The organism is uncultured Dietzia sp. (genome assembly GCF_937873725.1).
Classification (GTDB): domain Bacteria; phylum Actinomycetota; class Actinomycetes; order Mycobacteriales; family Mycobacteriaceae; genus Dietzia.
The window spans coordinates 1-15,255 of record NZ_CALMYY010000042.1 but is presented as its reverse complement, the minus strand read 5'-3'; the positions used below and the strand labels follow the sequence as shown (position 1 = coordinate 15,255).

The window sequence follows — 15,255 nt, the reverse complement described above, 5'->3', positions numbered from 1 at the left end:
AGTGCCCGCGAATGATCCCCGCCCCCCACCCGGCGCCGTCGGCGTCCGCCGCGATCGCCGAACTCCGGGCCCGTCCCCGGCGAACGGTCCTCGCCGTTCCCGGCAGCAGCGTCAAGATGATCGGCAAGGCCCGCGGGCTGCCGGTCGACGAGGTCTTCCTCGACCTGGAGGACGCGGTCGCGGGTCCGGCCAAGGCGCAGGCCCGCGAGAACGTCGTCGAGGCGCTGGTCCACGGTGGATTCACCGCGCCGACGGTGGTCGTCAGGGTGAACGCGTGGGACACCGAGTACACGGTCCGAGACGTGACCGAGGTGGTCGGTCGCGCGGGGGCCCACGTCGACGCACTGCTCCTGCCCAAGGCGCGGACGGCCGCGGAGGTCACCGCCCTGGATCTGGTGCTGACCCAGGTCGAGAGGACCGCGGGTCTGCCGGTGGGCTCGATAGGGATCGAGCCGCAGATCGAGGACGCCCTCGGGCTCACCAACATCCATGAAATCGCCACCGCCAGTCCGAGGGTCCTCACCCTGGTGTTCGGACCCGCCGACTTCATGGCCTCCGTCGGGATGCGCACCCTCACCGTCGGGGAACAGCCGGAGGGATACGAGCCTGGTGACGCCTACCATCACGTGCTGATGACGATCCTCGTCGCCGCCCGGGCGCACGGTCTCCAGGCGATCGACGGCCCGTTCCTCAAGGTCCGCGACGAGGAGGGCTTCCGACGGGCCGCGGCCCGCACCGCGGCCCTGGGCTTCGACGGGAAATGGGTACTCCACCCGGCCCAGGTGGACGCGGGGAACGAGGTGTTCAGCCCCCGCCAGGACGAGTTCGACAAGGCCGAGGGCATCCTCGCCGCGTACGCGCACTCCACGTCGGTGGAGGGTGGGGCCCGGGGCGCGGTCATGTTCGGCGACGAGATGCTGGACGAGGCCAGCCGTAAGATGGCCTCGGTGGTGTCCGCCCGCGGCCGCGCGGCCGGGATGACGGTGTCGGACGCCGGAGATCCCGACCCGGACGGGCCGGAGACGGAAGGACGCAGCAGATGACCGCACCCGTGAACCCCAGGTCCGGGCGGCGCCCCGGGGGCCAGACCCCCGGGCTGCCCACCCCGCCCACCGGCTGGGTGGTCGGGTCGTACCCCACCTACGCCCAGGCGCAGGCCGCCGTGGACCACCTCGCCGACGAGGACTTCCCCGTCCACGAGGTGACCATCGTGGGGGTGGACCTCATGCAGGTCGAGCGGGTCACCGGTCGCCTGACGTGGCCCAAGGTCCTCCTCGGGGGGCTCGCCACGGGAGCGTGGCTCGGCCTGTTCGTGGGGCTGTTGATCGGGATGTTCACCCAACCCATGTGGGGAGTGGTCCTCACCGGTCTGGTCGCGGGCTCCGTCTTCGGGGTGGTCTCTACGTCGCTGTCCTACGCGGCGACGCGCGGCAAGCGCGACTTCGCGTCGACCTCCCAACTCGTCGCCGGACGCTACGACATCCTGTGCGAGCCGGCCGATGCGGAGAGGGTCCGCGACGAGCTCGCCCGCCTCGGACTCAAGTGATGCCCGCCGGCGGCTCGGTCGATCCGTCGGCCGTCCTCGCCGCGGTGCGGGAGCACCTGGTCACCCACCTCGGTCCCGACCCGCAGGAGGCGTCGGTGACCTTCCTCGGGGCCGCCCCGATCCGGGTCTTGCGGTTCGTCGAGGTGGAGACGGGCCTGGTCCGGTACGCCTCGCTCGGGTGCTCGGCGGAACCGATGGGGGACCCGTCCGCACTCGTGCCCGACCCGACCGCCCCGCGCGCGGAGCTGTCACTCGTGCTGCGCGGCGGGGTGGACGGACTGGTCCGCGCTCTGGCCGTCCTGGCGGCGGCGCCCGCTGTCGAGGGGCTCGTCCTGACGGAGGGCGCGCTCGTGGACCTGGGCGAACCGCTGTGGCCGGGCGCGGCGTTCACCGCGGTCGTCCTCCGTGCGCCCGAGATCCCGGACGTCGAGGTGGGTGGGGACGCGGCGCCGGTCAGGGTGTTCCGCGCGGTTCCGGTGACGCACACCGAGGCCGCGTGGGTTCGCCTCAAGGGTGCCGCGGAGCTCGAGGAGGCGTGGTCGGAGGCCGGTATCGACGTGACCGACCCGGCGCGCCGCGCGGTCAACCCCGGACTGACCCGGTGACTAGAGCCAGCTGTTCTTCCGGAACAGCAGGAACAGTCCCCCGCACGCCGTCAGCATGAACCCGAGCACCAGGAAGTAGCCGTACTCCATGCGCAACTCGGGCATGTGGTCGAAGTTCATCCCGTAGACGCCCGCGATCATGGTGGGGACGGCGGCGATCGCCACCCAGGCCGAGATCCGCCGCATGTCGGTGTTCTGCCGCATCCCGACGATCGCCACGGCGGCGTGGACGAGCGAGGTGACCTGCTCGTCCAGGGTGGCCACCTGCGCAGTGACCAGGGAATGGTGGTCCTGGACGTCACGGAAGTAGTGCCGGATCTCGCTGGGAACCATGCCGAGGTGATCCCCGGCGAGCCTGCGCAGGGGCACGACGAGCGGGGAGATGTTGTGCTTCAGCTCGAGCAGTTCCCGCTTGAGGAAGTAGATCTGTTCGATGTCCACGGGGGTGCGCGGCGCGAAGACCCCGGACTCCAGCTCGTCCACATCCCGGCTCATCCCCTCCGCCGCCTCGAGGTAGCTGTCCACCACGCGGTCGGCCACGGCGTGCATGACGGCCGCGGGCCCCTGGAGGAGCCGCTCGGGTGCACGCTCGAGTTCCTCGCGGATCCCGGCCAGGCCGCCGAACTCCCCGTGGCGGATCGTCACCACGAAGTCCCGGCCCAGGACCACCATGACCTCGCCCGTGGACACGATGTCGCTGGCCTCCGTCACGGACTCGTGCGCGAGGTAGCTGACGGTCGACATGTTGAGCACCAGGATGCCGTCGTAGGCCTCGAGCTTGGGTCGCTGATCCCCGCTGGTCGCGTCCTCGGTGATCAACTCGTGGAGCCCGAACTCCCGGGACAGCGACTCCATCTGATGCTGGTCCGGGGCGTGGAGGCCGATCCACACGAAGCCCTGCCCGGTGTCGCGCACCCGTCGGATGGCCGCGCGGTGGGTGAACCTGCCCTGTTCGCGCACGCCGTCGACGTAGACGCCGCAGTCCACCACCGCACGTTCGGTGGGAACGTGGAGCCGGGAGACCGGCGGTGTCGGGGACACCGCCCCGATCCGTCGTCGTCCGATACTCGGCACGGGCGCTCCTCTCATCCTCTCGCACGACAGTATCGGTCGGTGGACCTCGGCGTGACGCGGCCTGGGTTCTGCTGGGAGACTGGCGGTCGGGTGCCGCGCCGACGGGTGCGGACGGGGTGAGAAAGGACGTGGTCGGATGCTGCGGACAGGGGCACGGGCCGGGGTGCGGGCGTTGGCTGTCTCCGGGGTCCTCGCGGTGGTGTCGAGTGGGTGTCAGGCGCAGTCGTCGATCGTTCCGGCGCACGACTCCGATCCGGTGGTGGTGATCGAGACCGCCTCGTTCGGGGAGTCGGAGATCATCGGTCACATCTACGGCAACGCCCTGACCCGGTCCGGCACCAGGGTCACGCAACGTCCCCGGTCCGGCACCCAGGCCGAGGTGGTCGAGGCGGTGACGACCGGGGACGCCACGTTCACCATCGGGTTCACCGGAGAGCTGCTCCGCATGTTCGACCCGGGTTCGACGGCTGTCGAGGCCGACGAGGTGTACGCGGCGATGATGGCGTCGCTGCCGGAGGGTGTGACCGCGGCGGACCCCGCGCCGGCGGAGGACGCGCCCGTCTACGTGGTGACCCGGCACACGGCAGAGGTGTTCGGGCTCCGGTCGATGTCCGACCTGGCCGGCCGGTGCGGCGAGTTCACCCTCGGCGCCCGCGCGGAGGCGCTGGCGGACCGGGAGCTCGCCGGCGCGGTGGGGGACACCTACGACTGTGGGTTCGGTCGACGGGTGGCCCTGGGCCCCAGCCCACGCGTGGTGTTCGAGGCGTTGCGCGCCGGCGAGATCGGGGTGGGGCTGGTCCAGTCGGCCGACCCGATCCTGGACCCGGACGACATGGTGCCGTTGGACGACGACAAGGACGCGATACCGGCGCAGAACGTCGTCCCGGTCTTCCGGAAGGGTTCACTCTCGGAGGACGGGCTCGCGCTGGTCAACAGGATCAGCGGCGAGCTGACCACCGAGGACGTGCGGGAGCTGTTGCTGGGGGTGGAGTTCGGGAGCGCGACCCCGGTCAGTCTGGCGAACTACTGGCTGGACTCGCACGGGTACTGAGACGGGCCCGTCCGCGGCGTGCGGACGGGCCCGTCATGTGCGTGGTGCCCGGACGGACCGGGCGACCGTCAGGCGAACGCCTCGTCGACCAGTGCCTTCTGCTCGACCGCGTGCACCTTGCTCAGGCCGGTCGACGTGGCGGCCATGGCCCGGCGGGAGACCCGCTTGAGCGGCGGGAACTCCGGGATGACGTCAGGCAGGTTGAGCGCGAGGAAGCTCCAGGCGCCCTGGTTGGCGGGTTCCTCCTGCACCCACCGGACTTCGGCGACGTTCGGGTAGTGCGCGAGGGCCTCGCGCAGGCGACGGAACGGGATCGGGTGGATCTGCTCGAGTCGCACGATGGCGAGGTCGTCGCGGCCCTCCTTCTCCTGGCGGGCGGCGAGCTCGTAGTAGAGCTTGCCCGACACCAGCAGCATGGTCGTGACCTTCTCCGCGTCCTTCGCGTCGTCGGCGAACACCGGGTCGTCGATCACCGACCGGAACTTGCCCGTGGTGAGCTCGGCCAGTGGGCTGACGGCCTTCTTGTTTCGGAGCATCGACTTGGGCGTGAACACCACCTGGGGGCGTTTGATGCCGTCGGTGGCGTGGCGCCGCAGGAGGTGGAAGTAGTTCGCCGGGGTGGACGGCTGCGCGACGGTCATCGACCCCTCCGCGCAGAGCTGGAGGAAGCGCTCGATGCGGCCGGACGTGTGGTCCGGTCCCATGCCCTCGTGGCCGTGCGGGAGGAGCAGGGTCACGGAGGACTTCTGCCCCCATTTGGCCTCTCCGGACGAGATGTACTCGTCGATGATGGTCTGCGCGCCGTTGACGAAGTCGCCGAACTGGGCCTCCCACATGACCAGGGCCTCCGGGTCGCCGACCGAGTACCCGTACTCGAAGCCGACCCCGGCGTACTCGGTGAGCGCCGAGTTCCAGACCTCCAGGCGACCCTGCGCGTCCTCCAGGTTCTGGAGCGGCGAGTAGGTCTCGGAGGTGGTCTTGTCCACCACCACGACGTGACGCTGCGTGAAGGTGCCGCGCTGGGAATCCTGTCCGGCGAGCCGGACGGTGCGGCCCTCGCGGACGAGTGAACCGATAGCGAGGAGTTCCGCGAACGCCCAGTCGATGTTGCCGTTGTACGCCATCTTCTGACGCGCCTCGTAGACCGGCTTGACGCGGGGGTGGATGTGGAAGTCCTCGGGGAGGTTGCCGAACGCGTCGCCGATCGAGTGGATGACCGACTCGTCCACGGCGGTGACGAGCCGCTTGGGTAGCGGCTGATCCGGCTCGATGGACTCGGAGGCCTTGACCGGGTGCTTCTCGAGTTCGCGTACCTCGTTGAAGACCCGCTCGAGCTGCCCCTGGAAGTCGCGGAGGGCGTTCTCCGCCTCCTTCTCCGTGATGTCGCCACGACCGACGAGGTCGTCCGTGTACGACTGGCGGACGCTCTTCTTGCCGTCGATCACCTTGTACATCCGCGGCTGCGTCATCGACGGGTCGTCGGCCTCGTTGTGTCCGCGACGGCGGTAGCAGACGAGGTCGATCACGACGTCCTTCTTGAACTGCTGACGGAAATCCATCGCCAGGCGGGCGACGCGGACGCAGGCCTCCGGGTCGTCGCCGTTGACGTGGAGGATCGGCGCCCCCACCATCTTGGCGACGTCCGTGCAGTACTGGCTCGACCGACCGGCCTCGGGCGCGGTCGTGAACCCGATCTGGTTGTTGACCACGATGTGGATGGTGCCACCGGTGCGGTATCCGTCGATGAGCGAGAGGTTGAGGGTCTCGGCGACCACGCCCTGGCCCGCGAACGCCGCGTCACCGTGGAGCATGAGGGGGACCACGGGGTACTCGGCCCGCCACTCGGGATCCTCGATGAGGTCCTGCTTGGCGCGCACGATCCCCTCCAGGACCGGGTCGACGGCCTCGAGGTGGGAGGGGTTCGCGGTGAGCGAGACCTTGATCTCGTTCTCGCCGAACATCTGGTACTGGATTCCCTCGGCCCCGAGGTGGTACTTGACGTCACCCGAGCCGTGCGCGGCCGAGGGGTCCATGTTCCCCTCGAACTCGGTGAAGATCTGCCGGTACGGCTTGCCCACGATGTTCGCCAGGACGTTGAGCCGGCCGCGGTGCGGCATGCCGATCACGACCTCGTCGAGGGCGAACTCGGCCGCCTCGTCGATGACCGCATCCATCATGGGGATCACGGACTCCGCGCCCTCGAGCGAGAACCGCTTCTGGCCGACGTACTTGGTCTGCAGGAAGGTCTCGAACGCCTCGGCCGCGTTGACCTTGGACAGGATGTACTTCTGCTCCGCGACCGTCGGCTTGTCGTCGACGCCCTCGAGCCGCTCCTGGATCCACTGCCGCTGCTCGTTCTCGAGGATGTGGGTGTACTCGATGCCGATCTTGCGGCAGTAGGCGGCGCGCAGCGCCGACAGGACGTCCCGGAGGCGCATCTTGTCCTTGCCGACGAAGCCGCCGACCGAGAACTTGCGGTCCAGATCCCACAGGGTCAGCTCGTGGGAGTTGACGTCCAGGTCGGGGTGGAAGGTGCGCCTGCGCTGGGCGTGCCGACCGTCGAGCGGGTCGATGTCGGACATGAGGTGCCCGCGGTCACGGTAGGCCGCGATGAGCTCGAGGACGCGGGCGTCCTTGTCCACGCGCGGGTCGGTGATGTCCTGACGCCACCGGACCGGCTCGTAGGGGATCCCCAGGACGTCGAAGATCTCGTCGTAGAACTCGTCGGCGAGCAGCAGGCGGTGGATCTCGCGCAGGAACTCGCCGGACTCGGCACCCTGGATGATCCGGTGGTCGTAGGTGGAGGTGAGCGTGGTGACCTTGCCGATGGCGTTCTTGGCCAGCAGTTCCTCGCTCGCACCCTGGAACTCGGCCGGGTACTCCATGGCCCCCACGCCGAGGATGGCGCCCTGACCCACGGTGAGGCGGGGCACGGAGTGCACGGTGCCGATGCCGCCGGGGTTGGTCAGGGAGATGGTGACGCCCGAGAAGTCGTCCATCGTGAGCTTGCCCACGCGGGCGCGGGCCACGATGTCCTCGTACGCGTCGAGGAAGCCGCGGAAGTCCAGCGACTCGCATTTCCGGATCGCGGCCACGACGAGGGAGCGACCCGACTTGGTCTTCATGTCGATCGCCAGACCGAGGTTGATCCCGGTCGGGGTGACGGTGTTCGGCTTGCCCTCGATCTCCTCGAAGTGGTTGTTCATGTTGGGGTAGGCCTTCACGGCCTGCACCATCGCGTACCCGATGAGATGGGTGAAGGAGATCTTGCCGCCGTGCGTGCGCTTGAGGTGGTTGTTGATGACGACGCGGTTGTCGATCATCAGCTTGGCCGGTACCGCCCGGACGGACGTCGCGGTGGGCAGGGACAGCGACGCGTTCATGTTCTTGACGATCGCGTTGGCGGGACCACGGAGGACCGTGTTCTGGGCCTCCTCCGGCGGCGCGTACTCGGGCCGGGTCGTCCGCCTGGCGGCGGGCGCGTCGGGCTTGTTCCGGGTCTCGGGCGTGCGCACCGGGGCGGGGACGCCCTGCCCCCGTGCCTTGCGAGCGGGAGCGGAGTCCGCCGCCGGCTTGGCCGCCACATCCGCCGCGGTGGCGTCCGGTGTGACGTCGTGCACGGTCGTCTCCGAGGTCTCGGCGGCCGCCGGGACCGGGGTGGCGTCGTCACCCCCGCGCGCCCGGGGCCGGCCGGGCGCCGTGCCGTTGGACGAACCCCCACCGGGGGGAGAGGCGGCCCCGGGGTTCGCGTCGAAGAACTCGTGCCAGGACGTGTCCACGGAGGACGGGTCCTGCGAAAAGCGCTCGTACATCTCGTCCACGAGCCACTGGTTCTGTCCGAACTGTGAGACGTTGTTGCTCACGATGCTGTGGTGCCTCTCTGATCTGTGGTGGGTTTCACACGCCGATGGACCCAGGCTAGACGCTCCGCGCGTTCTCGGCCTTGCGATCTCACCTGACAGGGGGATGCGTCACCGAGGTCCGTCCGCCCGGTCACGCGGCGGGCCACGCCTCCGGGGGTGCGCCGAAGGTCGCGTCGGCGGTGTCCACCACGACCCGCCCGAGCCTGCGGTTCCCCCAGCCGCCCACCGCGGCGCCGATCCCCGCCGGGGCGAGTTTGCCCATCGCGAGGGTGGCGCGCCTGACGGCGAACTTCCGGACGAACCGGGACACCATCCGACGGTTGACCTCCTTGAGCCCGGGGATGCGCAGTGACCGGGCGGCGAGGGAGCCGCCGGCGGTCGACCCGCCGCCCGAGCTGATCGCGTTCGACAGGATCGCCGTGCCCGAGGCGCCCAGCATGACCGTCATCACGAGCAGTTCCTCGTGATCGCCGTCGCGCACGTCCAGTCCGTGGACCTCGGCCACGGCGAGCGTGTAGAACGCAGCGGCCTCGAGGAAGACGATCGACTCGGCGCCGATCGCGCCGACCGCGACGACGGTGCCCACCCCGGGCACGGCGCCGGCCGCGCCGACCGCGACGCCGGACACGGTGACCATCGCGAGGAACCGCGAGTCCAGTGTCCTGCGGATCTGCGCGGGGCTCTGATCGGGATGGCGCTCGCGGATCAGCCGCACGTAAGCCCGGGCCACACCGGACTGGGTCCGGATGGCCCGGCGCAGGACCGCCGTGATGACCCCGGCGACGGGTCCTGCGAGCTCGGTTTCTGCGGGGGCGCGGTCGGCCATGGGGCACTCCTCGGGTGTGGTCGCGGAAGAGACCGCGTGGACGGGTGTCCTGAGCGGCCCGCGTTGTCTCACCACCGTACGGAGATCGGGGAGGCGGGGTACGTCACGGCAGCACGCGCTCGGTGTAGGTGTTGCCGAAGACGCGGTCCGGATCGAGCCGGTCCCGGACGGACACGAAGTCGCCGAAGTGCTCGATCATGTGCGACAGGTCGGCCGCGGTCCGGGTGTGCATCTTGCCCCAGTGGGGGCGGCCGCCCGCGGCGAGGAAGATCTCCTCGGCGAGCCGGAAGAGCTCCGTGTGGTCCATCAGGTGGAACTGGTGCACGGCGATGTAGCAGACCTCCCTGCGGTGCGCGGTGGAGAGCCAGACGTCGTCCGCGGCGGCGAACCGCACCTCCACGGGGAACGGCGTGACGATGCCGGAGCGGTCGATCGCCTCGCGCAGGTCCCGGAGGACGGCGGAGGCGGCGTCCACGGGCACCGCGTACTCCATCTCCCGGAAGCGGACGCGACGTGGCGAGGCGAACACGCGGTAGCTGCGGTCGGTGAAGGTCCGAGCCGACAACGCACCGGAGGCGACGCGGTTGAGCCGGGGCGTCAGCGACGGGCGTCGGGCCGCGGCGCGGCACAGGGCACCGAACACCTCGTTGGACAGCAACTCGTCACTGACCAGCTCCCGGATCCTGCCCACCGGCCTGAGGGCGGTGTCACCGGGGAGCCGGGTGTTGCGCTTGACGTTGACGGCGTCGGTGTGGGGGAACCAGAAGAACTCGGCGTGGTCGGCCGAGCGCGCGAAGCCCTCGAGGTCCTCCAGCGCGGCGGAGAGGGTCCACGGGCGTTCCTCGGCCCGCAGCGCGAACGCGGGCACGCAGTGGATCGTCATCTTGGTGATGATCCCGAGCGCGCCGATCCCGAGCCGCGCCGCCTCGAAGACGTCCTGGTGCGACGTCCTCGAACACGTGAGGGCGGTCCCGTCGGCGGTGACCAGCTGGAGCCCGACGACGGTCGCGGGGAGTCCGGGGGCGCTGCACCCCGTCCCGTGGGTGCCCGTGGACACCGCCCCGGCCAGGGACTGTTCGGCGAAGTCCCCGAGGTTGGGCTGGGCCAGCCCGAGGTCCCACAGCAGGGGGCCGAGCCTGTGCAGGCGCGTGCCCGCCCAGACCGTCACGTCGGCCCCGTCGACCCGCCCGTCCGCGTCGAGGGTGGGGACGATCGACTCGATCCCGGTGAGGTCGTCCAGCGAGACCAGGACGCCGTCGGTCGCGGCGGCCGGGGTGAAGGAGTGCCCGGCGCCCACGCACTTGACCCGGCTGCCCCGGTCCGCGGCCTCCGTCACCACCGCGGTGACCTCCGCGACCGTCGTCGGTCGGGCCCGCCCGGACGGGGAGGCGAGGACGTTTCCGGCCCAGTTCTGCCACGGTGCACTCGAGGTGGTCATGGGAGCGGAGATTACCCGCCCGGGCGGGACGAGGGGCCGCCCCGGCCGAGGGATGGCCGGTCCGGATCCGGGTCGTCGTGCGGTCGGGGTGGTCGCTGTGAACGGTGTCAACGAGGACCTCGTCGTCGTACCATGGACGGGTGACCAGACGACTTCCCGCCGATCAGCGCCGAGCGCAACTCCTCCGTGCCGCCCTCGAGATCGCCGAGCACGACGGGTTGGCCGCCGTGACCGTGCGCGGGGTGGCGGAGCGGGCCGGGGTCTCCCTCGGCGTGGTCCACTACTGCTACACCGACAAGGAGGAATTGCTGCGCGAGCTGATCGGGACCGTCAACGCCGAGGTCCACCAGGCCGCCACGGCGTTCGTCAGCGTCGACTTCGATTCGGCGGTCCGCGGCGAGGAGGGTCTGCGCCGGAGGCTCTACGACGCGATCGACCTCATCTGGGCCGTCATCACCGCCTCCCCGGACCGGCAGCTGCTCAGCTACGAGATCATCTCCTACTCCCTGCGCACGTTCGGTCTGCCGGAGCGCGGCCTGGCCCGGGACCAGCAGCACTCCAACGAGGCGATCGTCCGGTCGGTGCTCGAACGCACGGCGGAGTCCGCGGGGATGTGCTGGGCCATGGGCCTGGACGACATGGTGCGCGTGGTCATGGCCATCATCTCCGGCGTCGGACTGCGGTGGCAGATCTACCGGGACGACGACGAGGCCAACACGTTGCTCCACCGTGCCGTCGATCTGGTGGTCGCCAACGCGCGTCCGGCCGATGGCGCCTAGCGGCCGGGGTGCGCGGGTGCCGGACGTGCGGGACGCGCTCGATGCCGTGGAGTCCGCGACCGCCGGGCTCGACGCCCCCCTCGCCGCTCTCCACCTGCCCAGCCTGCGCGCGAACCTCGCCGATCTCACGACCCGCGCCGGGGGGACGAGGATCCGGATCGCCAGCAAGTCGGTGCGGTGCCGGGGCGTCCTCGAGGAGGTGCTCGGTCACGGGCTCAGCGGCGACGCCGCCGTGCGGGGCGTCATGGCCTACTCCCTCGCCGAGGCCATCTGGCTGGTGGGCGAGGGGTGCGACGACGTCCTCCTGGGGTACCCGACCGTCGACCGGGGCGCCCTCGCGGCCCTCGGGCGGGATCCGCGGGCGCTCGACGCCGTCACCCTCATGGTGGACGAGGTGCGCCAGCTGGAGATCGCCCGGGATGCGGGGGCGGGCGGTGCGCGGGTGTGCGTCGACGTGGACGCGTCACTGAGGCTCGGTCCGATCCATCTGGGCGTCCGCCGCTCGCCGCTCCGGGGACCCGTGGAGGTCGAGCCGCTGGTCCGGAGCGCGGTGGGGCTCGGCTTCCGGGTGGTCGGCGCGATGTTCTACGAGGCGCAGGTCGCCGGCGTCCCCGACGACGTCCGCGGCGTCGGCCTGGTCAAGGCGCTGTCCATGCGCCGGCTCCTCGGACTGCGGGCGGCGGTGGCCGCGACCATCACCGACCTCACCGGGCAGCGACCGGAGATCGTCAACTCCGGCGGGTCCGGCTCCGTCGCCGAGAGCGCCGCCGACCCTGCGGTGACCGAGGTGACCGCGGGGTCCGGGCTGTACGTGCCCGGGCTGTTCGACCACTACCGCTCCTTCACCCCGCGGCCGTCCCTGTTCTTCGCGCTGCCGGCCGTGCGGACCCCGGCTCGGGGCCTCACCACCTTCCTCTACGGCGGTTACGTGGCCTCCGGGGCGCCGGGCCCGGACAGGTTGCCGGTGCCGGCCAGGCCGGAAGGGCTGCGCTATCTGGGCAGGGAGGGTGCCGGAGAGGTCCAGACCCCCGTGCGCGGGGAGGTGGCGATCGGCGGCCGCGCCTGGTGGCGCCACGCCAAGGCCGGGGAGGTCTGCGAGCGGTTCGACACCATCCACGTGGTGGACCAGACTGCTCAGGGGCCGGCGGTGGTGGACCGCTGGCCCACGTATCGCGGGGAAGGGAAGTGTTTCGGATGACGGACGGCGCACCGACGACGGACGGGAGTCGGGCGCTGCTGCACGCCGAGGCCGTCTCGATCACGGCCGACCTCGTCTCCATCGACTCGACCAACACGGGCGATCCCGCCACGATCGGCGACGGCGAGACCCGCGTGTGCCGCCGGATCGCGGAGTACCTGGACGAGGTGGGGATCGCCAGCGAGTTGGTCGAGTCCGTGCCCGGGAGGGGGAGCCTGTTCGCCCGCCTCGACGGGGCGGACCCCAGGGCCGGCGGGCTGGTCGTCCACGGCCACGTCGACGTGGTCCCGGCGGTCGCCGGGGACTGGACGGTCCCTCCCTTCGCCGGCGAGATCCGCGACGGGTGGCTCTACGGTCGCGGCACCGTGGACATGAAGAACATGATCGGCATGGTCCTCGCCGTGGTCCGCCACTTCCGACGGGAGGGGATCGTCCCGCGGCGACCGCTGCTGCTCGCCTTCTTCGCCGACGAGGAGGCCGCGGGGATCATGGGCGCCAAGTGGGTCGTGCGGGAACGGCCCGAGATCTTCGACGGCATGACCCACGCCCTGAGCGAGGTCGGGGGGTGGTCCGTCCCCGTCGCCGGGCGTCGCCTCTACCCGATCGCGATCGCCGAGAAGGGCGTCGCGTGGGGCAGGATCAGCGCCCACGGCACCGCGGCACACGCCTCGCGCCCCACACCGGACAACGCCGTCGCCGCGATCGCCGGAGCCGTCCACCGCGTCGCCAGCACGGACTTCCCCGTGGCGCCGACCGAGGCGAACACCGCCCTCGCCCGGGTCGTCGGCGAGATCGCGGGGGTGAGCGGGGAGGTGGCCGACCTCCCGCGACACCTGGGGGTCCTGGGGCACTTCGGCCCGCTCGTCGCCGCGTCGCTCTCGCACACGGCGTCGCCGACGATCCTGTCCGCGGGGTACAAGACCAACGTCATCCCGGCCGAGGCGTTCGCGGAGATCGACTGCCGCGTCCTCCCCGGCGGCGAGGACACCTTCCGCGCCGAGATCGAGGCCGAACTCGGTCCCGACGTCTCGGTCGACTGGATCTGGGAACCCCCGATCTCGGCCCCCGCCGACGACCCCCTGGTCGGCGTCATCCGGGAGGCGGTCCGAGACGTCGACCCGGACTCGCTCGTCGTGCCGTACCTCCTTCCGGCCAGCACGGACAACAAGCACCTCGCGCCGCTGGGCATCGACGGCTACGGCTTCGTCCCGCTGCGGGTCCCCGACGACTTCGACGTGTTCGGCCACTTCCACGCCGTCGACGAACGGGTCCCGGTGGACGCGCTGCACTTCGGTGCGGACGTGCTCGCCCGCGTCCTCGGATCGGCGTGAGGGGCCCGCTCACCGGTAGTCCGCAGTCGACCTCACGGACCGGGCTGCCGGTCGACGTCTGGGTGCTCGTCGCGGCGGCCTTCGCGGTCGCGGTCGGCTACGGCCTCGTGGCACCCGTGCTCCCGCAGTACGCCAGGAGCTTCGACGTCTCGGTGACCGCCGCGTCGGTGGTGGTCAGTGCGTTCGCGTTCTTCCGGCTGGTGTTCGCGCCCGCGGGCGGTTTCCTGGTCGACAAGATGGGGGAGCGCTGGGTCTACATGACCGGGCTGCTCATCGTGGTGGTCTCGACCCTGGCCACCGGCCTCGCCCGGGACTACTGGCAGTTGCTGGTGTTCCGCGGCCTGGGCGGGCTCGGCTCGACCATGTTCACCATCTCGGCGATGGCACTGCTCACGCGCCTCTCGCCGCCCGGGGCCCGGGGGCGGATCGCGGGCCTGTACGCCACCGCGTTCCTCATCGGCAACATCGGCGGGCCGGTGATCGGTGGTCTGCTCGCGGGGTTCGGGATGCGGGTGCCGTTCTTCGTCTACGCGGGCACGCTGCTGGTGGCGACCGGGGTGGTCGGCATCTTCCTCCGCGGCGGGGGCAGACCGACGCCCGGCGACCGGACCGAGGGGCAGGAGGCCCTGCCCGTCGCCGAGGCGCTGCGGCACAGCGGGTATCGCGCCGCACTCGTATCGAGCTTCGTCAACGGCTGGAGTTCCTTCGGGGTGCGCGTGGCGATTGTCCCGCTGTTCGCGGCCGCCAGCTTCGACGCGGGGGCGGGGATAGCGGGCACGGCCCTCGCCTCGTTCGCGGTGGGAACCGCGAGCGTCGTGTCGATCGCGGGCTGGCTGTCCGACAGGTACGGCCGCCGACCGCTGGTGATCGGCGGGTTGGTGGTCTCCGGTTTCTCCACCCTCGTCCTGGGCTGGTGCGACACCGTTCCGCTGCTGGTGGCCGCGTCCGTCGTGGCGGGAATCGGGGCGGGGGTGCTCAACCCCGCGCAGCAGGCGGCGGTCGCCGACGTGGTCGGTGCCGATCGGGCGGGGGGGAAGGTGCTGGCGACCTTCCAGATGGCCAGCGACTCGGGTGCGATCCTCGGCCCCGTCCTGATCGGGCTGGTCGTGGATCTGGTCGGTTACACCGCGGGTTTCGCGCTCTCGGGTGCTCTCCTGTTGGCCGCCGTGGTGCCGTGGCTGTTCGCCAGGGAGACGCACGACCGCCCGAACCGGGTGGCCCCGGGGGAGTGACCTGCGTCGTCGTGTCGCGTGCGGGGCCTTCGACGCCGTAGCATGGGGCACCTCATGAATAATGAAAACGAGGACCGTACCGCCACCGCTGGCGACGAGGTCGACACCGCCGCCAGTACCCCCGATGTGACCGTGACCGAGGAGCAGGGTGACGGTTCCCCTTCTCCCGAGCCCGCCGCCGAGAAGCCGGAGCTCGCCGCCGAGCCCACCGCCGAGAAGCCGGCGCCCGCCGCCGAGAAGCCGGCGCCCGCCGCCGCGGTGCGCGAGCCGGTCGTGGCGCGGCCGGACGAGACCGACCCCCCGGCCCCGCCG

General features: G+C 71.2%; 12 protein-coding genes and 1 pseudogene. 9 read left to right on the top strand and 4 right to left on the bottom strand.

All coding sequences use genetic code 11. The features are described from left to right. Positions 1-11: 11 nt before the first annotated feature. Genes Q0444_RS03770 through Q0444_RS03760 form a run of 3 tightly spaced genes read left to right on the top strand, consistent with a single transcriptional unit; the run spans position 12 to position 2,151 of the window. A complete protein-coding gene (locus Q0444_RS03770; protein WP_291079456.1) occupies positions 12-1,043 on the top strand; it encodes a CoA ester lyase in 1,032 nt (343 codons plus the stop codon). Then, entirely contained in the window at positions 1,040-1,546 is a 507-nt protein-coding gene (locus Q0444_RS03765) for a general stress protein (protein WP_291079455.1), read from the top strand. The genes Q0444_RS03770 and Q0444_RS03765 overlap by 4 nt, the downstream gene beginning before the upstream one ends. Beyond that, the gene (locus tag Q0444_RS03760) at positions 1,546-2,151 is read left to right on the top strand and encodes a suppressor of fused domain protein (RefSeq protein ID WP_291079454.1); all 606 of its coding nucleotides are present in this window, start codon (positions 1,546-1,548) and stop codon (positions 2,149-2,151) included. Before Q0444_RS03765 ends, Q0444_RS03760 begins: the two co-directional genes overlap by 1 nt. Here the strand turns inward: Q0444_RS03760 and Q0444_RS03755 are convergent, their stop codons facing one another. After that, positions 2,152-3,225 carry a magnesium and cobalt transport protein CorA gene (locus Q0444_RS03755; protein ID WP_291079453.1) on the bottom strand — a complete coding sequence of 358 codons (1,074 nt, stop codon included), beginning with the start codon at positions 3,223-3,225 and terminating at the stop codon, positions 2,152-2,154. It abuts the gene before it with no gap. A 136-nt stretch (positions 3,226-3,361) separates the two neighbouring features. Between Q0444_RS03755 and Q0444_RS03750 the strand changes: the two genes are divergently transcribed. Further along, entirely contained in the window at positions 3,362-4,276 is a 915-nt protein-coding gene (locus Q0444_RS03750) for a glycine betaine ABC transporter substrate-binding protein (protein ID WP_291079452.1), read from the top strand. A 68-nt stretch (positions 4,277-4,344) separates the two neighbouring features. On the opposite strand, the gene Q0444_RS03745 is transcribed toward Q0444_RS03750, so the two are convergent. From Q0444_RS03745 to Q0444_RS03735, 3 genes are all read right to left on the bottom strand, one after another. Further along, entirely contained in the window at positions 4,345-8,142 is a 3,798-nt protein-coding gene (locus Q0444_RS03745) for a multifunctional oxoglutarate decarboxylase/oxoglutarate dehydrogenase thiamine pyrophosphate-binding subunit/dihydrolipoyllysine-residue succinyltransferase subunit (protein ID WP_299021616.1), read from the bottom strand. Positions 8,143-8,269: 127 nt separating this feature from the next. Next, complete coding sequence (locus tag Q0444_RS03740) at positions 8,270-8,965, bottom strand: hypothetical protein (protein WP_291079448.1); 696 nt, start codon at positions 8,963-8,965, stop codon at positions 8,270-8,272. A 103-nt stretch (positions 8,966-9,068) separates the two neighbouring features. After that, the gene (locus Q0444_RS03735; RefSeq protein ID WP_299021534.1) at positions 9,069-10,403 is read right to left on the bottom strand and encodes a D-arabinono-1,4-lactone oxidase; all 1,335 of its coding nucleotides are present in this window, start codon (positions 10,401-10,403) and stop codon (positions 9,069-9,071) included. Between the two features lie 140 nt (positions 10,404-10,543). Here Q0444_RS03735 and Q0444_RS03730 point away from each other — a divergent pair, with 140 nt between their 5' ends. The 5 genes and pseudogenes from Q0444_RS03730 to Q0444_RS03710 all read left to right on the top strand — a co-directional run. Next, positions 10,544-11,182 carry a TetR/AcrR family transcriptional regulator gene (locus Q0444_RS03730; protein WP_291079446.1) on the top strand — a complete coding sequence of 213 codons (639 nt, stop codon included), beginning with the start codon at positions 10,544-10,546 and terminating at the stop codon, positions 11,180-11,182. Positions 11,183-11,207: 25 nt separating this feature from the next. Beyond that, positions 11,208-12,380: an amino acid deaminase/aldolase gene (locus Q0444_RS03725; RefSeq protein ID WP_299021614.1), complete on the top strand. Its 1,173-nt coding sequence runs from the start codon at positions 11,208-11,210 to the stop codon at positions 12,378-12,380. Continuing rightward, positions 12,377-13,711: a M20/M25/M40 family metallo-hydrolase gene (locus tag Q0444_RS03720; protein ID WP_291080522.1), complete on the top strand. Its 1,335-nt coding sequence runs from the start codon at positions 12,377-12,379 to the stop codon at positions 13,709-13,711. The genes Q0444_RS03725 and Q0444_RS03720 overlap by 4 nt, the downstream gene beginning before the upstream one ends. Next, positions 13,708-14,943, top strand: coding sequence for an MFS transporter (locus Q0444_RS03715; protein WP_291080524.1), 1,236 nt, complete (start codon positions 13,708-13,710; stop codon positions 14,941-14,943). The genes Q0444_RS03720 and Q0444_RS03715 overlap by 4 nt, the downstream gene beginning before the upstream one ends. Before the next feature lie 54 nt (positions 14,944-14,997). Next, positions 14,998-15,255: pseudogene (locus Q0444_RS03710) on the top strand (hypothetical protein); the annotation flags it as partial.